This is a genomic window from Mycobacterium sp. 4858 (assembly GCF_900240975.1).
GTDB lineage: Bacteria > Actinomycetota > Actinomycetes > Mycobacteriales > Mycobacteriaceae > Mycobacterium.
Map to the genome: position 1 here is coordinate 265883 of NZ_LT968775.1, position 18930 is coordinate 284812.

Here is an 18930-nt window from a genome sequence, read left to right on the forward strand (position 1 = left end):
AGCACCTGTTGCGCACAACGATCGGCTCAGAAGAGCGTCCCGCAGTACGGGGCCCGGTCGGTGGCGAAGGCGGCGTTCAGGTCGTGGAGTGTGCCCCGCCGCAGCTCGGTGATCCGGCCGGTTCGGCTGAGTTCGGAGGCGCTGTGCGCGCCCATATACATGGTGGCGAGATCGGCCAGGCTGACCTTCACGTCGGCGGAACCGTCGTGCGGCGTGCACTTTCCCACGCCGTCACGGGTCTGCAGCAGGAATTGTCCGCCCGCCAGGCCGAGCGGGTCGTCGACTTCCAGCGTGACCTCGAGGTCGGCGGCGTAGGCGCGGGTGCCGAGGACCTCGGGGACATCGTTGATCCGCACCCACAGGAAATCGTTCACGCCGGTGGTTTCCGCGGCTCGCAGGTCGGTGAGCTTGAGCGGCAGCGGGTCGTCAGCCGGCACGTCGATCTCGACGGTGTCGAACATCTCCAAGACCAGCAATGTCTGTAGCAACTCGGTGTGCGCCTCGTCCGTGACGGGGCAGAAGTCTTCGACGACGACGGTCCCCAACGGGGGTCGGTACCCGTGGTCCGACTGGCCGACGACCCGGTACGTCAAGAAGCCGTCCGGATGGATCGTGTAGTTCAGCGCGGTCCCATTCCCGCGCTGGGTTGGCCTGTCGTCGAAGTAGTCCGCCCACCAGGCGTCGTCGCGGGTCACCGCGCCGGGCGTTGTGGCGCACCATCTTTCGTAGATTTTCGGCAGCAGGTGTTGCGCTTCGTCGGTGTGCACCTCGCGAGCCCTGATCTCGCTCGGCGGGGTGCGCAGCTTGGCGAATCGGCGGTCGATGCGGTAGCTGCGGAGGTAGCTCGCCACGCCGGCGCCGAAGCCGTCGTACATCGCGGTCTGGGTCGGCACACCGAAGACGATCGGGTAACCGCGGTCGATGAGTATGCCCAGCCCCTTGGCGCTGAGCTGTGCCCATACCCCCTTGCCCTGATGCGTTGACGCGACGGCGATCATCGTCAGCCATGCGGCCCGCAGGCTGGTTCCACCCGGCACCGTCAGCTGGGTCGGGTAGATGATGGACGTTCCCACCAGCAACGGCTGTTGCGGATCGGAGACGTCCTCGGCCACCAGGATGTCGTTGACGCTGACGCGGCGTTTCCACGCCTCGATGGCAACGTCGTCCACCGGGTCGCCGAAGGTACGGGCCTGATTCCGGTAGACGGCTTGCAGGTCGTCTTCGGTCGGATGCCTCATGCTGATGGCGTTGTCGGTCGAGTTCATCGCTCATCCAATCCGCTTATAGCCCAGCCAAAACGGCACTTCGCACTGCGAATGACCTATTGGGGGCCCCTCCCGTTCGATACCCGAGTGGTGAATTGCCAAACGTCACCGGGCCGGCCCTGACGAAGGTGGGTCAGGTTCACCCGTTCGGGTATAGGGATACGCCGGGGCCATTAGCGCTGAAAGGACTAACCGTGCTGCAAGCACTCACCCGCCTTGCCATCGCCGCGCCGCGCCGCATCATTGCGGTCGCTGCCTTGGTGCTCGTCGGGGCGGCGGTCTTCGGCCTCCCGGTGATCAACAAACTCTCGGGCGGCGGGTTTCAGGACCCGACCTCGGAGTCCGCGCGGGCGACCAAAGTGCTTCGCGACAAGTTCAACCAGACCGATCAGCAAATGCTGATCGTGGTGACGGCCCCGGCCGGCGTCCAGAGCCACCAGGCGCGCGACGTCGGAACCGGCATCGCTAACCGCCTGAAGACATCGCCGTGGGTCTTGAATGTGTCCTCAGCGTGGACGTCACCGCCCCAGGCCGCCGCCCAACTGGTCAGCAAAGACCAGAAGTCGGGGATGATCGTGGCCGGCCTGAAGGGCGGGGAGAACGACGCCCAGAAGTACGCCGGCACCCTCACCGACGAACTGGTGCACGACCGCGACGGCGTCACCGTGCGCGCCGGGGGCATGGCCGTGGCGTATGCCCAGATCAACGATCAGAACGAGCGGGACCTCCTGTTGATGGAGTCCATCGCGATCCCGCTCAGCTTCGCGGTCCTGGTCTGGGTGCTGGGTGGTGTGGTGGCGGCGGCGCTGCCGATCGTGCTCGGCACGCTGGCCATCGGCTGCACCATGTCGGTGTTGCGGCTGATCACCTTCGCGACCGACGTCTCGACGTACGCCCTGGACCTGAGCATCGCGATGGGGCTTGCCCTGGCGATCGACTACAACCTGCTGATCATCAGCCGCTACCGCGAGGAACTGGCCCGTAGCGGCGACCGGGAGCGGGCGCTGATGCGGACCATGGCCACCGCGGGCCGGACGGTGCTGTTCTCCGCCACCACGGTCGGATTGTCGATGGCCGTGATGGCGGTGTTCCCGATGTACTTCTTGAAATCCTCGGCCTACACCATCGTGGCCACCGCGGTGATCGTGGCGGTGACGGCGATCGTGGTCACCCCGGCCGCGATCGCGCTGCTCGGCCCCCGGCTGGATGCGCTGGACGCGCGTCCGCTGCTGCATCGCATCCTGCACGGGCAGCGGTCGTTCCGGGATCACGCGCACAAACCGCTCGAGCAGCAGTTCTGGTACAGGTCGACCAGGTACGTGTTGCGCCACGCCCTGCCGGTGGGCCTCAGCGTGGTCGCGCTGCTGTTGTTGCTGGGGGTGCCGTTTTTGGGCGTGAAGTGGGGCTTTCCAGACGAGCGCGTGTTGCCCCGGTCGGCCTCGGCGCGCCAGGTCGCCGACATGCTCGACAACGATTTCGCCAACGGTTTCGGGACGGGGGTCACGGCGGTCGTTCCCGATGTACAGGGTGTGGGCCCGGCCGAGCTGGACCACTATGCCGCCGCCCTGTCGCGCGTGTCCGACGTGTCCGCGGTCACCGCCCCGACCGGGACGTTCGTCGAGGGTCGGCGGGTGGGAGCGCCCGCCGCGGCCACCGGCGCCGCCAACGGCAGCGCTTTCTTCACCGTGACCAGCAGCGCGCCGCTCTATTCGCCAGCCTCGAACACCCAGCTGGACCAACTGCACAAGGTCCCCGGACCGGCGGCGCGGTCGGTGGAGATGACGGGGCTGAGCCAGATCAACCGCGACGGCGTCGGCGCAATCACCAAGCGGTTGCCCGTCGTGTTCGCGCTGATCGCCCTCATCACGTTCACGCTGCTGTTCCTGCTGACCGGCAGCGCGGTGCTGCCGCTGCAGGCACTGGCGTGCAACCTGCTGTCGCTGACGGCCGCGTTCGGGGCCATGGTGTGGATCTTCCAGGACGGCAACCTGGGTGCGCTGGGGACGACGCCCAACGGGACGTTGAACGCGAACATCCCAGTGCTGTTGTTCTGCATCGCCTTCGGGCTGGCGATGGACTACGAGGTGTTCCTGGTGTCGCGGATCCACGAATACTGGCTGGCGTCGCAGGCGATCGAGGAGACGCCGCCGACCGCCGCGGAGGCGCGCGCCGCCACGGACGAGAGCACGGCCTTGGGCATCGCGGGGATCGGGCGGGTGGTCACCACCGCGGCGCTGGTGATGTCGATCTCGTTCGCCGCGTTGATACCGGCGCACGTGTCCTTCATGCGGATGCTCGGGCTCGGCCTGACCCTTGCCGTATTGGCCGACGCCACCCTGGTGCGGATGGTCCTGGTTCCGGCGTTCATCCACCTGCTCGGCCGGTGGACGTGGTGGGCGCCCAAACCGTTGGAGTGGCTGCGGCAGCGGTCCGAGACCGGTGAAGACGCTGCCGCCGCGGTGGGGCAGCGTCGCTGGGCCGCCGACGCGCCGGAGCCGCAGCGCCCCTCGATCCGGAGGTGGCCCACCAAAGCCGCGTCCTACCGTGGCTGATTCAACGAAATCCACTGCGGTGCAACGGTATTGGTGCTCATATCCGATCTCGACGGAGAACCCCTGATGGCCAAGACGGATATCGCCATCCTGCTGGCGCTGGCCTCGGCGCTGTGCGTCGCGATCGGCGACGTGCTGCAGCAACGCGCCGCGCACTGCATCGAGGACCGCTCGGTTGGCCACGTCGAATTGTTCGCCACCCTGCTGCGCAATCAGCGGTGGTGGCTTGGCGCGCTGCTGCTCGCCGGGAGCGTCGCGTTGCAGGCGGCCGCGTTGGGTCAGGGATCGGTGCTGCTGGTCCAGGCGCTGCTGATGTGCTCGCTGCTGTTCGCGCTGCCGATCAACGCCCGGTTGTTCCATCGCAGGGTGACCGGGGCCGAGTGGATGTGGGCCGGCCTGCTCACCGCCGCGGTGACCGTGATCGTCGTCGTCGGCAATCCGCAGGCCGGTCAGGCCACCGCACCGCTTCGCACCTGGGCCGTGGTGGCCGTCGCCCTCGGCCCGTTGTTGGTCGCCTGCGTCGTTGCGGGCCGCATCCTCGGTGGCGCCGCCGCCGCGGTGCTGTTCGCGCTCGTATCGGGTTCGCTGTGGGGGATCTTCGCCGTTCTGGCCAAGGAGGTCGTCGCCCGGCTCGGCGATGGCGGATGGGCGGTGATCCGAGCCCCGGAGCTCTACGCGGCGATTCTGGTCATCGTGGGCGGGGTGGCGTGGAGCCAGGCGGCGTTTCGAGCCGGACCGCTGACCGCGTCGATGCCCACGCTTGAGGTGGCACAGCCGGTCGTGGGGGCGGTGCTGGGGGTGGTGGTGCTCGACGAGACGTTGAGCGCGGGCCGCGCCGGGATGGTCGCGTTGGCGGTGGCCGTCCTGGTGGTCGCGGTGGCCATCGTCCGGCTCGCGCGTGTCGAGGCCGGCGCGAGGTGCGATCGGGTCGAGGCCGAACTCCGCGACACGGTCGGCCAACCGGCCTGAGGGTCCGCGACACCCGATCGCGGGCCCGCCGATGTCGGCATGCGCGCACGAAAAACCCATTACAATGCATGCACTGTTTCTGGTCAGCGGTGACCAACTACATCGATTTTCGTGGAAGGTCACTCGATGACGCCTTTGCGCAGACGACGGTCGTGGCTGGCTGCCGCGATCGCTTCGCTTGCTGTGTTCGGCGTTGCGTGCGGCAGTGGCCACACCGCGGCACCGGCCAGGGTCATCTTCGACAAGGGCACTCCATTCGCCGATCTGCTCGTCCCCAAGCTGACCGCCTCGGTGACCGACGGGGCCGTCGGCGTCACCGTGGATGCGCCGGTGACGGTGAGCGTCGCCGGCGGCGTCCTCGCATCGGTCAGCATGGTCAACGAGAACGGCAAGTCGATCAGCGGGCAGTTGAGCCCCGATGGTCTGCGCTGGTCTACCACCGAGCAACTCGGCTACAACAGGCGCTACACGCTGAGCGCCAAAGCGTTGGGCATGGGGGGCGCCGCGAATCGGCAGATGACCTTCCAGACCAGTTCCCCGGCTCACCTGACCATGCCCTACGTCTATCCGGGCGACGGTGACGTCGTCGGGGTCGGCGAGCCGGTGGCCATCCGCTTCGACGAGAACATCGCCGATCGGGCGGCGGCGCAGAAAGCCATCACCATCACCACGAACCCGCCCGTCGAGGGCGCGTTCTACTGGCTCAACAACCGCGAAGTGCGTTGGCGCCCAGAGCATTTCTGGAAATCGGGGACGGCCATCGATGTGGCGGTCAACACCTACGGCGTCGACCTGGGTGACGGGATGTTCGGCGAGGACAACGTCAAGACGCACTTCACCGTCGGCGACGAGGTGATCTCGACCGCCGACGACACCACCAAGACCGTGACCGTGCGCGTCAACGGCGAAGTGGTCAAGACGATGCCGACGTCGATGGGCAAGGACAGCACGCCAACCGACAACGGCTTCTACATCATCGGCGGCCGCTTCAAGCACATCATCATGGATTCGTCGACCTACGGCGTTCCGGTCAACTCGCCCAACGGATATCGCACCGAAGTCGACTGGGCCACCCAGATGTCCTATAGCGGCGTCTTCGTGCACTCGGCGCCCTGGTCGGTCGGCGCCCAGGGTCACACCAACACCAGCCACGGGTGCCTGAACGTGAGCCCCAGCAACGCCGAGTGGTTCTACGACCACAGCAAGAGCGGCGATGTCGTCGAGGTGATCAACACCGTGGGACCGACGCTGCCGGGCACCGAGGGCCTGGGCGACTGGAACATCCCCTGGCCGCAGTGGAAAGCGGGCAACGCCAACACCTGACGCGTCGGGCAGGAGCGTACTTCCTGCCGAGTGGGGTGGCTGACGGGACTCGAACCCGCGACACCCAGGATCACAACCTGGTGCTCTACCAGCTGAACTACAGCCACCATTGCCGCCATCCGGCCTTTCGGCCAACGAGCGGCGACGTCGATACTAGCCGGTCGGTGGCTCGGGGGCCGAATCGATTGGTCCCGGTGTGCCCTTTCCGCCGTCCAGATCGGCGACCACGGCCTCGATCTCGCTGGTAGACGGCCCCGGCGGGGCGACGAACGCGGTCTGGCGGTAATACCGCAGCTCGCGGATGGATTCGTGAATGTCGGCCAGCGCCCGGTGGGCGAGCCCCTTGACCGGCTGGCCGAAGTAGATGCGCGGATACCAGCGCCGGCAGAGTTCCTTGATGGAGCTCACGTCGATCATCCGGTAATGCAGGAACGAGTCCAGCGCGGGCATGTCGCGGGCGATGAACGCGCGGTCGGTGGCGATGGAATTGCCCGCCAGCGGCGCCGTCTTGGGTTGCTTGACGTGCTTGCCGACGTAATCGAGCACCATGGCCTCGGCGGTCGCCAGGTCCACGGTGGACGCCCGCACCTCGTCGATCAACCCTGAACGCGTGTGCATTTCGGTGACGACGTCGATCATCGACGACAGCGCGGCCTCGTCGGCGTGGATCACCACGTCGACGCCGTCCCCCAAAATGTTCAGATCGGCGTCGGTGACCAGGGCCGCGATCTCGATCAGCTTGTCCGACCCGAGATCCAGCCCGGTCATCTCGCAGTCGATCCACACCAACTCGTCTCGCACAGCGCTCACACTAGGCCCAGGCGGCACTTACGTTGCCCGTCGCCCCCAAATCCCTCGGAGAAGTAGGGTGAGCGTTGCCGGACCGCATGCCGAACCACTGGAGAACGGGGGGTGCGCCACGATGAGTGCCGAATCGGCGGAGACGCCCGCGCGCCGGATCGCGAACGGCTACGCCGTCGACGGGCAGGCGCTCGAACTGGGCACGGTCGTCGTCGACGGCGCGGCCGACCCGACGGCCCAGATCCGCATCCCGCTGTCCACCATCAACAGGCACGGTCTGGTGGCCGGCGCCACCGGAACCGGCAAGACCAAGACGCTGCAGCTGATCGCCGAACAACTCAGCGCCGCGGGCGTTGCGGTGATGATGGCCGACGTCAAGGGCGACCTGTCGGGCCTGGCCCGGCCGGGGGAGGCCAACGAGAAGACCGCGGCGCGCGCCAAGGACACCGGCGATGACTGGGCGGCCACCGGATTCCCGGTCGAATTCCTGTCACTGGGCACAGGCGGGGTGGGCGTGCCGGTCCGCGCGACCGTTGCCAGCTTCGGTCCGGTTCTGTTGTCGAAAGTGCTGGGGCTCAACGCCACTCAAGAGTCGACGCTGGGACTGATCTTCCACTGGGCCAAGGAGAACGATCGTCCGCTGGTGGCGCTGGACGATCTGCGTGGCGTCATCAGCCACCTGGCCAGTGACGAGGGCAAGGCCGACCTGAGAGACCTCGGCGGGGTCTCGCCGACGACGGCCGGCGTCATCCTGCGGGCGCTGGTGAACCTCGCCGCCGAGGGCGGCGACACGTTCTTCGGTGAGCCGAAGCTCGACCCCCAGGATCTGCTGCGCGTCGACAATCAGGGCCACGGCATCATCTCGCTGCTCGAGTTCAGCGGTCAGTCGCTGCGCCCGGTCATCTTCTCCACGTTCCTGATGTGGGTGCTCGCCGACTTGTTCGCGGTGCTGCCCGAAGTCGGTGACGTCGACAAGCCCAAGTTGGTCTTCTTCTTCGACGAGGCGCACCTGTTGTTCGCCGACGCGTCCAAGGCGTTCCTGGAGCAAGTCGAGCAGACCGTCAAGCTGATTCGCTCCAAGGGCGTCGGGGTGTTCTTCTGCACGCAGCTGCCCACGGACCTGCCCAACGACGTGCTCTCCCAGCTGGGTGCCCGAATCCAGCACGCGCTGCGGGCCTTCACCCCCGACGACCAGCAGGCGTTGGCCAAGACGGTGCGGACCTATCCGAAAACCGATGTTTACGACCTGGAATCGGCGTTGACATCGCTGGGCATCGGGGAGGCCGTCGTCACCGTGCTGTCGGAGAAGGGGGTGCCCACCCCCGTCGCGTGGACCCGCATGCGGGTGCCGCGCTCGTTGATGGCTTCGATCGGTGACGACGCGATCGCGCGGGCGGCGAAAGACAGTCCGCTGCAGGCGAAGTACGGTCAAACGGTTCAACGACCGGCGCAGCCCCAGGCCGGTCCGCGGGACGGACAAGCCGGTGCGCCGCAGCCACCGCAGGCGCAGTCGGAGTACCCGCCCGTGCCGCGCAACGAGCCTCCACCGCCGATGCCGGCGCCGGCGGAGCCGAAAGGGCCCGCGGTGTGGGAGGAGGTGCTGAACAACCCCACCGTGAAAAGCGGTATCAACACGGCAATACGCGAGATTACGAAGAACCTGTTCGGCACCGGCCGAGGCCGCCGCCGCTGACCTTTAGCCGCCGCCGAGCTTCTTGTAGAAGCTGCCCACGATCGGCGCGACGATAGCGCGGGGAGCGTACCCGCTGGCCACCGACATCGCCTTCGACGTCAGGCCCGGTACGACCCGCATCTTGTTGCGCGCCAACGCATCCAGCGACAGCTTCGCGGTGTGCTCGGTCGAGATCCACAGGAAGTCCGGCACCAGCCGTTCGACCAGCGACCGTTCGGCGTCATCCGGGAGGTCGGTGCGCACCGGTCCCGGCGCCAGCAGCGTGACGTGTACACCCGAGTTGCGCAGTTCGCCGCGCAGCGACTCGCTGAAGGTGTTCGCGAACGCCTTGCTGGCCGCATAGGTCGCGTTGTAGGGGATCGGCGAATTGCCCGCAGCCGAACCGGAAATCAGGATGCCGCCGGCCCTGCGCTCGACCATGCCGGGCAGCACCGCGAGCGCGAGGTCGTGCACGCCCAGCACATTCAGCTGCAGCTGGGCCTTCTCGACCGCCGGGTCCAGCGTCGCCACCGGACCGAAGGTCGCGGTGCCGGCGTTGGCGCACAGGATCGAGATGGGCCGGGCGGCCAGTTCGTCGCACAGCTTCGCGCGTTCGCCGGGATCGGCCAGGTCCGCGGGCCGCACGTCGACCGCGACGCGGTACTTGTCGCTCAGGCGGGCGGCGAGCGCGTTGAGCAGGTCTTCGCGCCGGGCGGTGACGATCAGGCTGTGGCCGCGGGCGGCCAGTTCAGTGGCTAGCGCTTCACCGATGTTCTGCGAAGCGCCGGTGACGACGGCGCGCGCGTCCGGGCTGGGAGCGGGGATCGGCATGAGCCAATCGTAGACAGCCGCCGCGGCGAAGCCGGGCGCGGCGGGTCGACTGCGCAACACAACGCAGCGATCGCGAGCGCGGCGCAGCCGGGCGCGGCGGGTCGACTGCGGAACACAACGCAGCGATCGCGAGCGCGGCGAAGCCGGGCGCGGCGGGTCGACTGCGGAACACAACGCAGCGATCGCGAGCGCGGCGAAGCCGGGCGCGGCGGGTCGACTGCGGAACACATAGGCTGCCGGGCATGGGCCAGCCGTCGTCGCGTTCTCTCACGCCCGTGCCGTCCCGAGTGGTGGCGTGGGCGCTGTGGGACTGCGGCTCCACCGGCCTGAACGCGATCGTGGCGACCTTCGTCTTCGCCGTGTACCTGACCAGCAGCGTGGGGGTGGGCATCTCCGGCGGCACCACGCCGGCGAGTTGGTTGGGGCGTGCGGCGGCAATCGCCGGGTTGACCGTCGCGCTGCTGGCGCCGGCCGTCGGCGTCTGGGTGGAGTCACCGCATCGCAGGCGGGTGGCCCTGAGCGTGCTGACCGCGCTCGCCGTCGCGCTCACGTGTGCGATGTTCTTCGTCCACGACCGCCCCGGCTACCTGTGGGCGGGGCTGGTACTGATGGGCGCGACGGCGGCGTGCGGTGACCTGGCCAGCGTCCCGTATAACGCGATGCTGCGCCAACTTTCGACGCCGCAGACCGCCGGCCGGATCTCCGGGTTGGGCTGGGCGGCGGGCTACGTCGGCAGCGTCCTGCTGCTGCTGGTAGTCTACAGCGGGTTCATCTCGGGCTCGGGCTCGGGTCCGCACGCGACGCGGGGGCTGCTGCGGGTGCCTCTTCACGACGGCCTCTACGTCCGGGAGGCGATGCTGGTCGCGGCGGCGTGGCTGGCGATCTTTGCCCTGCCATTGCTGTTCGTCGCACACCGGCTTCCCGACTCGGCCGAGGTGCACGAGCCGACCAGCATGCTCGGCGGCTACCGCAAGCTGTTCACGGAGGTGTCCGCCGAATGGCGGCGCGACCGCAACCTGGTCTACTTCCTGTTCGCGAGCGCGCTGTTCCGGGACGGGCTGGCGGCGATCTTCGCTTTCGGCGCCGTGCTCGGCGTCAACGTCTACGGCATCTCCCAGGGCGACGTGCTCATCTTCGGAGTGGTGGCCAGCGTGGTCGCGGCGGTGGGCGCGGTGCTGGGCGGGTTCGTCGATCACCGGATCGGGTCGAAGCCCGTCATCGTGGGGTCGCTGGCCGCGATCGTTGTTCTGGGCCTCACCCTGATGCTGCTGTCGGGTTCGGTGGCCTTCTGGACGTGCGGCCTGCTGCTGTGCATGTTCATCGGGCCGTCGCAGTCGTCCTCACGTGCACTGCTGCTGCAGATGGCCAAGCACGGGCGGGAAGGCGTCGCGTTCGGCCTGTACACCATGACCGGGCGGGCGGTGGCGTTCGTCGCGCCGTGGTTGTTCTCCGTGTTCGTGGACATATTCGGCGCCGTGCGCGCAGGCCTCGGTGGCATCTCGCTGGTGCTGATCGCCGGCCTGCTCGCCATGCTGGCGGTTCGGGTCCCTGCGCGCGGTGCCCTCGCGGCCGAACCGACGTAGGGGCTCAGCCCCTGGCGTCGCAGATTGTCAGGCCCACGCCGACGCGCTGGCTCATCTGCACTCCGTTGACGGTGACCGAGCAGGTGACGTTGTGGCCGATGTTGACGATGGTGACGTTGGCCGGGTGCGTGGCCGCCTTGGGCAGGCTGACCTCTTTGCTCCAGGGCAATGCGACGTTGAATTCGGTCTGGATGACGTCCCCGGTGTCGATGTACATGATGCTGATCGCCCGGCCGTCGCCGGCCACGCTGTAGACGATGTCTTGCATCCCGGCCGGTCCGGGCGACTCGCTGGGCGTCGGCGAGCCGCCGGTCGGCGGCACCGGGGCCGGGATGCGCGGCTGGGACGGGCGCGTCGACGGGCTCGGCATGGTCGGAGTCGTCTCCGGCATGGCAGGCAGCGGCGGGACGGCGGTCTGCGTCTTGATCGCGTCGTTCACCAGCACCAGGGCGATGACCAAGGCGACCACCAGCAGCACGGCTGCACCGGCGACGATCCACAGCCAACGCGGTGGGGGTTTAGGGCCCTCCTGCACCGGCGACGATCCACAGCCAACGCGGTGGGGGTTTAGGGCCCTCCGGCGGCGGGGGAGCCAGGCCCGGGGGAGGCAGTTGGCCCGACGGGGGAAGCTCGTGCTGCCAGTACGCCGGCAGCTGTTTGGTGGTGTTGGTGTCGTTTGCCCACGGCGGTGCTTGCCCGCCGTAGGCGGGCGCGTAGGGCGTCTGATCGGCGTAGGCCGGATCAGCCGGCGGCGGGTACCACGGGCCCTGCTGCCCCGATCCCGGCAGAGACGGACTGAGCCGGTCGGTGGGACGTGAATCGTTCATGTCCACCTCATGGTTTGCAGACTACCTGCGCCGAGCGCAGGAACGGCGAATCACCTCACGGCGGGGACTCAGGCGCGCTCGCCGCCGGCGGCGAGCGCGGCGACCGTCATCGCCCGCATGACGGCGCGGGATCGCGCGGCGCGGGCGGGTTTGCCGCGCGAGGCGTCCGGCGATTTCATGCTGTACGGCGTCGAGTTCAGCAGGCCGAACACCGCGTGGGCGGTCAGCCGGGCATCGGCCTCGGCCAGGTCGGGGTTCAGCTCGCGCAGCACCCCGACCCACACCTCGACGTACTGGCGTTGCGCTTTGCGCACCTGCTTTTCGGCGGCCTCGGGCAGATGCGCGAGGTCGCGGTCCTGGATGCGGATCAGGTCCGGCTCGCCGAGCGCGAAGTCGAGATGGAAGTCGATCAAACCGTCCAGCGCCGCGGCCGCGTCGGAATTGCGGGCCCGCACGTCGCGGGCGCCGGCGAGCAACCGCGCGCTGATGCCCACCAGCAATTCGACCAGCAGCGACTCCTTGTTGGGGAAGTGCCGGTAGATCGCCGGCCCGCTGACACCGGCGGCGGCGCCGATGTCTTCCAGCCGCACGGCGAGGAAGCCGCGCTCGGCGAACAGCCGCTCGGCCGCCGAGAGTAGCTGCAGGCGCCGGTCGGATTTCAGCTGGCTGCGACGCTTCGGGGCATCGGCAGAGCCGGGCGGCCCGTCGGAGGTGGACGTTGTCATGACGGACCCCCGGTCCAGTTGGTTAATCGCCACTAACTTAGCACGAGTTATTCGCGATTAACCTGCGACAACGGGCGGCACGGCGCCGGGACGGCGTTTCTGGACCGGTGGGGTCGGCGATGGTATTCTCAGCGGCGAGTTAATGAGCATTAACTCAAACCCCGCCCGACGGCAAGGAGGCTGCTGCGGCGATGGACAAGGTGGTGGCGACGGCCGCCGAGGCGGTTGCCGACATAACCGACGGATCCTCCCTGGCGGTGGGGGGCTTCGGGTTCTGCGGCATCCCCGAGGCGCTGATCGCCGCGCTGGTGACCACCGGCGTGCGTGACCTGGAGACGGTGTCCAACAACTGCGGCGGAAACGGCGTCGGATTGGTTCATCTTTTGGAGCACAAGCGGATTCGCCGGGCCGTCGCCTCCTATGTCGGTGACAACAAGGAGTTCGCTCGCCAGTTCCTCGCAGGTGAGCTCGAGGTGGAGCTCACCCCGCAGGGCACGCTCGCGGAGCGGCTGCGCGCCGGCGGGATGGGTATCCCGGCCTTCTACACCCCCGCTGGCGTCGGGACTCCCGTCGCCGACGGTGGGTTGCCGTGGCGCTACGACGCATCCGGCGCGGTGGCCGTGGTGTCACCGCCGAAGGAGACCCGTGAATTCGACGGTGTCACCTATGTCCTGGAACGGGCCATCCGCACCGACTTCGCGCTGGTGCACGCCTGGAAGGGCGACCGGCACGGCAACCTCGTCTACCGGCGGGCCGCCGCCAACTTCAATCCGGACTGTGCGCGGGCCGGCACCGTCACCATCGCCGAGGTGGAGCACCTCGTCGAGCCGGGAGAGATCGACCCCGCGACGGTGCACACCCCGGGCGTCTTCGTGCAGCGGGTCGTGCACGTGCCCGAACCGGACAAGCCGATCGAGAAGACAACGGTGCGGCAATGAGTTGGAGCCGAGAGGGTTTGGCGGCGCGGGTGGCCGCGGAATTCGAGGACGGCCAATACGTCAACCTCGGCATCGGGATGCCCACCCTCGTGCCCAACCACATCCCGCCCGGCGTCACCGTCGTCGTGCATTCGGAGAATGGGATCCTGGGCGTCGGACCCTATCCGCGGCCCGAGGACGCCGACGCGGATTTGATCAACGCCGGCAAAGAGACGGTCACCACGATGCCGGGTGCTGCTTTCTTCGGTTCCTCGGACTCGTTCGGGATCATCCGCGGCGGACATCTCGACGTCGCCGTGCTGGGGGCGATGCAGGTCTCGGCCACCGGCGACCTGGCCAACTGGATGGTTCCCGGGAAGATGGTGAAGGGAATGGGCGGCGCGATGGACCTGGTCCACGGCGCCCGCAAGGTGATCGCGATGATGGAGCACACCGCGCGCGACGGCAGCCCGAAAATCGTTGCGCGGTGCACTCTTCCGTTGACCGGCACGGGCTGTGTCGACCGCATCATCACCGATCTGGCCGTCATCGACGTCCGCGACGACGGTTTGCACTTGATCGAGACCGCCCCCGGCGTCTCGGCCGACGAGGTGCTGGACAAAACCGAACCGCCGCTTGTGCTGGCGACAACCGGGAGGCATTCGTGACTTCAACAGTGATGACCGCGCCATCGTTCGCCGAAGAGCACCGCCGGCTGGTCGCCGAGTTGAACGCCAAGCTGGCGGCCGCGGCGCTGGGCGGCAACGAACGCGCGCGCGAACGCCACGTCAGTCGTGGCAAGCTGCTGCCGCGCGAGCGGGTGGACCGACTGCTCGACCCGGGCAGCCCGTTCTTGGAGCTGGCCCCGCTGGCCGCAAACGGCATGTACGACGACGAGTCCCCGGGCGCGGGAATCATCACCGGGATCGGCCGGGTGTCCGGGCGGGAGTGCGTGATCGTCGCCAACGACGCCACGGTCAAGGGTGGCACCTACTACCCGATCACGGTCAAGAAGCACCTGCGCGCGCAGGAGGTCGCGCTGCAGAACCGCTTGCCCTGCATCTACCTGGTGGACTCCGGGGGTGCGTTCCTCCCGCGGCAAGACGAGGTCTTCCCCGACCGCGAGCACTTCGGCCGGATCTTCTACAACCAGGCGACCATGAGCGCCAAGGAAATCCCGCAGGTGGCCGCCGTCCTCGGTTCGTGCACGGCTGGTGGCGCGTATGTGCCGGCCATGAGCGACGAGGCCGTCATCGTCCGCGAACAGGGCACCATCTTCCTCGGCGGCCCGCCCCTGGTGAAGGCGGCGACCGGTGAGATCGTCTCGGCCGAGGACCTCGGCGGCGGCGACCTGCACTCGCGGGTCTCCGGTGTCACCGACCACCTCGCCGACGACGACGAGCACGCGCTGCGCATCGTGCGCGCGATCGCGGCCACCTTCGGCCCGCGCGAGCCCAGCCAATGGGACGTCCGTCCCGCGGTCGAGCCCAAGCATGCGCAGACCGAGCTCTACGACGTGGTGCCGCCTGACCCCCGAGTGCCCTACGACGTGCACGAGGTGATCGTGCGGCTGGTCGACGGTGGTGAGTTCAGCGAGTTCAAGACCAATTACGGCAAGACGCTGGTGACCGCCTTCGCCCGCATCCACGGCCATCCCGTCGGCATCATCGCCAACAACGGCGTCCTGTTCAGCGAATCCGCCTTGAAAGGCGCGCATTTCATCGAGCTCTGCGACAAACGCAAGATCCCGCTGCTGTTCCTGCAGAACATCGCCGGGTTCATGGTCGGTCGCGACTACGAAGCGGGCGGCATCGCCAAGCACGGCGCCAAGATGGTGACCGCGGTGGCGTGCGCCCGGGTGCCCAAGCTGACCGTCGTGATCGGCGGATCCTATGGGGCGGGCAACTATTCGATGTGCGGGCGGGCGTACTCGCCGCGCTTCCTGTGGATGTGGCCCAACGCCCGGATCTCGGTGATGGGCGGCGAGCAGGCCGCGTCGGTGCTGGCCACGGTGCGCGGCGAACAGCTCGCCGCGTCCGGCAAACCCTGGCCGCCCGACGAGGAGGAGGCCTTCAAGGCGCCGATCCGCGCCCAATACGAGGACCAGGGCAACCCGTACTATTCCACCGCGCGCCTGTGGGACGACGGCATCATCGATCCGGCCGACACCAGAACGGTTGTCGGGCTGGCCCTTTCGATATGTGCCCATGCCCCGCTGGAGCCGGTCTCCTACGGCGTCTTCCGGATGTGATGGCCATGTTCGAGACCGTATTGGTGGCCAACCGCGGCGAGATCGCGGTCCGGGTGATGGGGACCCTGCGCCGGCTGGGCGTCCGCTCGGTCGCGGTGTACAGCGACCCCGACGCCAACGCCCGCCACGTCCTGGAGGCCGACACGGCCGTGCGCCTGGGGCCCGCCGCGGCGCGCGAGAGCTACCTAGACATCGGCAAGGTGCTGGACGCGGCGGCGCGCACAGGAGCGCAGGCGATCCACCCGGGCTACGGGTTCCTCTCGGAGAACGCGGAATTCGCCGCCGCCTGCGAGCGTGCCGGTGTGGTGTTCCTGGGCCCGCCGCCGCAAGCGATACAGGTGATGGGCGACAAGATCACCGCCAAGAATGCGGTCGCCGCGTTCGACGTGCCGGTGGTTCCCGGGGTGGCCAAGCCCGGACTCAGCGACGACGAGCTCGTCGCGGCCGCCGAAGAGGTCGGCTACCCGGTGTTGATCAAGCCGTCGGCGGGCGGCGGCGGCAAAGGCATGCGCCTGGTGGACGACCCGAGCCGGCTGCGCGAGGCATTGGTGGGCGCTCGCCGGGAGGCCGCCTCGTCGTTCGGCGACGACACCCTGTTCCTCGAGCGGTTCGTGTTGCGGCCCAGGCACATCGAGGTGCAGGTGCTCGCCGACACCCACGGCAACGTGGTGCATCTCGGCGAGCGGGAGTGCAGCCTGCAGCGGCGCCACCAGAAGGTGATCGAGGAGGCGCCCTCGCCGTTGCTCGACCCACAGACCCGCGCCCGCATCGGGGCGGCCGCCTGCAACACCGCTCGCAGCGTCGACTACGTCGGCGCGGGCACGGTGGAGTTCATCGTCTCCGCCGACCGGCCGGACGAGTTCTTCTTCATGGAGATGAACACCCGGCTGCAGGTGGAACACCCGGTCACCGAGGCGATTACCGGTTTGGACCTGGTCGAGTGGCAGCTACGGGTGGCCGCCGGCGAGAAGCTGAGCTTCGCGCAGGACGACATCGAATTGCACGGCCATGCCATCGAGGCCCGGGTGTACGCCGAGGATCCCGCACGCGGCTTCCTGCCCACCGGCGGCCGGGTGCTGCGGGTGGTCGAACCTTCCGGGGCCGGGGTCCGCGTCGACTCGTCGCTGCTGGCGGGCACGCTGATCGGCAGCGACTACGACCCGATGCTGAGCAAGGTCATCACCCACGGGGAGGACCGCGACGAGGCGCTGGCGAAACTCGACGGGGCACTGGCACACACGGCGATCCTCGGGGTGCAGACCAACATCGAATTCCTCAGGTTCCTGCTGGCCGACGAGCGCGTCCGCGCCGGCGACCTGGACACTGCGCTGCTGGACGAGCGGGTGGCGGACTTCGCACCGCTGCCGGCCCCCGACGACGTGCTCGCCGCCGGGGGCCTCTACCGCCAGTGGGCGCTGGACCGTCGGGCCGCGGGCAACCCCTGGGCGGTGCCCACCGGATGGCGGGTCGGTGGGGCGCCGGCGCCCGTCCGCACCGAGATGCAGACCCCGCTGCGCAGCGACACCGTCTCGGTATGGGGCACACCGGACGCCGCCCGGGTGCAGTTGGGCTCGGGCGAGATCCGTTCGGCCGGCGTGCGGGTCGACGGTCCCCGCATGGACCTCACGCTGGACGGCGTGCGCCGCGAATACCGGTGGGCGGAGGCCGACCGGCACCTGTGGATCGCCGACGAGCGGGGGGCCTGGCACCTGCGCGAGGCCGAAGAGCACAAGATTCACCGCGCGGCAGGCGGGCAGCAGGCCGAGATCCTCAGCCCCATGCCCGGCAGCGTCATCGCGGTCCAGGTCCCCTCGGGCACCGAGGTATCCGAGGGTGACGTGGTGGTGGTCGTGGAGGCGATGAAGATGGAACATTCGCTGTCCGCACCGGTTTCGGGACGGGTGGAGGTCTTGGTGTCCGTCGGCGATCAGGTCACCGTCGACCAAGTGCTGGCCCGGCTGGTCCCCGAAGAGCCCGACACAGCAGCCGATTCGAGTAAGGACGAGACATGACGACATCCATCACGACGGGAACGCTATCCAAGGAATACGAGGATCTTCGCGACACCGTGGCCGAGTTCGCGCGCACCGTGGTCGCGCCGGTTTCGGCCAAACACGATGAAGAGCACAGCTTCCCGTACGAAGTGGTGGCCAAGATGGGCGAGATGGGGCTGTTCGGCCTGCCGTTCCCCGAGGAATACGGCGGCATGGGCGGCGACTACTTCGCGCTGGCGCTGGTGCTCGAGGAACTCGGCAAGGTCGACCAGTCGGTGGCCATCACGCTGGAGGCCGGCGTCGGCCTTGGCGCGATGCCGATCTACCGGTTCGGCACCGAAGAACAGAAGCAGAAGTGGCTGCCGGAACTGACGGCCGGCCGGGCGCTGGCCGGCTTCGGGCTCACCGAGCCGGGCGCCGGCTCCGACGCGGGCGCCACCCGGACCACGGCCCGCCTCGACAACGGCGAGTGGGTGATCAACGGCAGCAAGCAGTTCATCACCAACTCCGGCACCGACATCACCAAGCTGGTGACAGTCACCGCGGTCACGGGAACGGTCGGTGACGGCAAGAAGGAGATCTCGACCATCATCGTGCCCAACGGCACACCGGGATTCACCGTCGAGCCGGTCTACAGCAAGGTCGGCTGGAATGCGTCCGATACCCACCCGCTGAGCTTCGCCGACGCCCGCGTCCCCGAGGAGAACCTGCTAGGCGCCCGCGGCACCGGCTACGCCAACTTTCTGTCCATCCTCGACGAGGGCCGCATCGCGATCGCCGCGCTGGCCACCGGCGCCGCCCAGGGCTGCGTCGACGAGAGCGTCAAGTATGCCAAGGAGCGGCAGTCCTTTGGCCAGCCGATCGGCTCGTATCAGGCCATCAGCTTCAAGATCGCCCGGATGGAAGCGCGTGCTCACGTCGCGCGCACCGCGTACTACGATGCCGCAGCGAAGATGTTGGCGGGCAAGCCATTCAAGAAGGAGGCTGCGATCGCGAAGATGATCTCGTCGGAGGCGGCCATGGACAACGCGCGCGACGCCACCCAGATCCACGGCGGGTACGGGTTCATGAACGAATACCCGGTGGCGCGGCATTACCGCGACAGCAAGATCCTCGAGATCGGCGAGGGGACCACCGAAGTGCAGCTGATGCTGATCGCTCGGTCGCTGGGGCTGTCATGACGCGCGCCGTCGACGATGCAGAGCGTAGCGATGAGGAGG

14 protein-coding genes, 1 tRNA gene and 1 pseudogene are annotated in these 18930 nt (G+C 68.4%); 10 read left to right on the forward strand and 6 right to left on the reverse strand.

Annotated elements, in window-relative coordinates:
- Positions 1 to 26: 26 nt before the first annotated feature.
- Positions 27 to 1265, reverse strand: coding sequence for a GNAT family N-acetyltransferase (locus C1737_RS01340; protein WP_067923564.1), 1239 nt, complete (start codon positions 1263 to 1265; stop codon positions 27 to 29).
- Positions 1266 to 1459: 194 nt separating this feature from the next.
- On the opposite strand from C1737_RS01340, the gene C1737_RS01345 reads away from it, so the two are divergent.
- The 3 genes from C1737_RS01345 to C1737_RS01355 all read left to right on the forward strand — a co-directional run bounded on the left by C1737_RS01345 (position 1460) and on the right by C1737_RS01355 (position 6109).
- Positions 1460 to 3817, forward strand: coding sequence for an MMPL family transporter (locus C1737_RS01345; RefSeq protein WP_102417017.1), 2358 nt, complete (start codon positions 1460 to 1462; stop codon positions 3815 to 3817).
- Positions 3818 to 3883: 66 nt separating this feature from the next.
- A complete protein-coding gene (locus tag C1737_RS01350; RefSeq protein WP_102417018.1) occupies positions 3884 to 4786 on the forward strand; it encodes a DMT family transporter in 903 nt (300 codons plus the stop codon).
- Positions 4787 to 4912: 126 nt separating this feature from the next.
- Complete coding sequence (locus C1737_RS01355; protein ID WP_067926573.1) at positions 4913 to 6109, forward strand: Ig-like domain-containing protein; 1197 nt, start codon at positions 4913 to 4915, stop codon at positions 6107 to 6109.
- Between the two features lie 31 nt (positions 6110 to 6140).
- Here the strand turns inward: C1737_RS01355 and C1737_RS01360 are convergent.
- Together C1737_RS01360 and orn are read right to left on the reverse strand one after the other, a co-directional pair.
- Positions 6141 to 6216, reverse strand: a tRNA-His gene (locus tag C1737_RS01360).
- 46 nt (positions 6217 to 6262) lie between these two features.
- On the reverse strand, positions 6263 to 6910 hold the full coding sequence (gene orn / locus C1737_RS01365; protein WP_067926570.1) for an oligoribonuclease: 648 nt from the start codon (positions 6908 to 6910) through the stop codon (positions 6263 to 6265).
- Positions 6911 to 7031: 121 nt separating this feature from the next.
- On the opposite strand from orn, the gene C1737_RS01370 reads away from it, so the two are divergent.
- On the forward strand, positions 7032 to 8603 hold the full coding sequence (locus tag C1737_RS01370; RefSeq protein ID WP_102417019.1) for a helicase HerA-like domain-containing protein: 1572 nt from the start codon (positions 7032 to 7034) through the stop codon (positions 8601 to 8603).
- A gap of 3 nt (positions 8604 to 8606) precedes the next feature.
- Here C1737_RS01370 and cmrA read toward each other — a convergent pair whose 3' ends face one another.
- Positions 8607 to 9413, reverse strand: a complete 807-nt coding sequence (gene cmrA, locus C1737_RS01375; protein WP_102417719.1) for a mycolate reductase — start codon at positions 9411 to 9413, stop codon at positions 8607 to 8609.
- 242 nt (positions 9414 to 9655) lie between these two features.
- On the opposite strand from cmrA, the gene C1737_RS01380 reads away from it, so the two are divergent.
- The gene (locus tag C1737_RS01380) at positions 9656 to 10996 is read left to right on the forward strand and encodes an MFS transporter (RefSeq protein ID WP_067926563.1); all 1341 of its coding nucleotides are present in this window, start codon (positions 9656 to 9658) and stop codon (positions 10994 to 10996) included.
- A 4-nt stretch (positions 10997 to 11000) separates the two neighbouring features.
- Here the strand turns inward: C1737_RS01380 and C1737_RS01385 are convergent.
- Together C1737_RS01385 and C1737_RS01390 are read right to left on the reverse strand one after the other, a co-directional pair.
- A pseudogene (locus tag C1737_RS01385) lies at positions 11001 to 11823 on the reverse strand (MmpS family transport accessory protein).
- A 68-nt stretch (positions 11824 to 11891) separates the two neighbouring features.
- A complete protein-coding gene (locus C1737_RS01390) occupies positions 11892 to 12548 on the reverse strand; it encodes a TetR/AcrR family transcriptional regulator (protein ID WP_102417020.1) in 657 nt (218 codons plus the stop codon).
- A gap of 191 nt (positions 12549 to 12739) precedes the next feature.
- Between C1737_RS01390 and C1737_RS01395 the strand changes: the two genes are divergently transcribed.
- The 5 genes from C1737_RS01395 to C1737_RS01415 are packed head-to-tail and all read left to right on the forward strand — an operon-like array spanning position 12740 to position 18891.
- Complete coding sequence (locus tag C1737_RS01395) at positions 12740 to 13486, forward strand: CoA transferase subunit A (RefSeq protein ID WP_102417021.1); 747 nt, start codon at positions 12740 to 12742, stop codon at positions 13484 to 13486.
- Entirely contained in the window at positions 13483 to 14133 is a 651-nt protein-coding gene (locus C1737_RS01400) for a CoA transferase subunit B (RefSeq protein WP_067926554.1), read from the forward strand. The genes C1737_RS01395 and C1737_RS01400 overlap by 4 nt, the downstream gene beginning before the upstream one ends.
- Before the next feature lie 11 nt (positions 14134 to 14144).
- Positions 14145 to 15716: a carboxyl transferase domain-containing protein gene (locus tag C1737_RS01405; RefSeq protein WP_102417022.1), complete on the forward strand. Its 1572-nt coding sequence runs from the start codon at positions 14145 to 14147 to the stop codon at positions 15714 to 15716.
- 5 nt (positions 15717 to 15721) lie between these two features.
- Positions 15722 to 17728: an acetyl/propionyl/methylcrotonyl-CoA carboxylase subunit alpha gene (locus tag C1737_RS01410; protein WP_102417720.1), complete on the forward strand. Its 2007-nt coding sequence runs from the start codon at positions 15722 to 15724 to the stop codon at positions 17726 to 17728.
- The gene (locus tag C1737_RS01415; protein ID WP_068096685.1) at positions 17725 to 18891 is read left to right on the forward strand and encodes an acyl-CoA dehydrogenase family protein; all 1167 of its coding nucleotides are present in this window, start codon (positions 17725 to 17727) and stop codon (positions 18889 to 18891) included. Before C1737_RS01410 ends, C1737_RS01415 begins: the two co-directional genes overlap by 4 nt.
- Positions 18892 to 18930: the final 39 nt, after the last annotated feature.

Excerpts from the sequence above, each read along its gene's own strand:
- C1737_RS01340 (WP_067923564.1), bottom strand. The coding sequence starts at position 1,265 with ATGAACTCGACCGACAACGCCATCAGCATGAGGCATCCGACCGAAGAC.
- C1737_RS01370 (WP_102417019.1), top strand. The coding sequence starts at position 7,032 with ATGAGTGCCGAATCGGCGGAGACGCCCGCGCGCCGGATCGCGAACGGC.
- C1737_RS01410 (WP_102417720.1), top strand. The coding sequence starts at position 15,722 with ATGTTCGAGACCGTATTGGTGGCCAACCGCGGCGAGATCGCGGTCCGG.
- C1737_RS01415 (WP_068096685.1), top strand. The coding sequence starts at position 17,725 with ATGACGACATCCATCACGACGGGAACGCTATCCAAGGAATACGAGGAT.
- C1737_RS01390 (WP_102417020.1), bottom strand. The coding sequence starts at position 12,548 with ATGACAACGTCCACCTCCGACGGGCCGCCCGGCTCTGCCGATGCCCCG.
- cmrA (WP_102417719.1), bottom strand. The coding sequence starts at position 9,413 with ATGCCGATCCCCGCTCCCAGCCCGGACGCGCGCGCCGTCGTCACCGGC.
- C1737_RS01395 (WP_102417021.1), top strand. The coding sequence starts at position 12,740 with ATGGACAAGGTGGTGGCGACGGCCGCCGAGGCGGTTGCCGACATAACC.
- C1737_RS01405 (WP_102417022.1), top strand. The coding sequence starts at position 14,145 with ATGACCGCGCCATCGTTCGCCGAAGAGCACCGCCGGCTGGTCGCCGAG.
- C1737_RS01355 (WP_067926573.1), top strand. The coding sequence starts at position 4,913 with ATGACGCCTTTGCGCAGACGACGGTCGTGGCTGGCTGCCGCGATCGCT.
- C1737_RS01400 (WP_067926554.1), top strand. The coding sequence starts at position 13,483 with ATGAGTTGGAGCCGAGAGGGTTTGGCGGCGCGGGTGGCCGCGGAATTC.
- C1737_RS01350 (WP_102417018.1), top strand. The coding sequence starts at position 3,884 with ATGGCCAAGACGGATATCGCCATCCTGCTGGCGCTGGCCTCGGCGCTG.
- C1737_RS01380 (WP_067926563.1), top strand. The coding sequence starts at position 9,656 with ATGGGCCAGCCGTCGTCGCGTTCTCTCACGCCCGTGCCGTCCCGAGTG.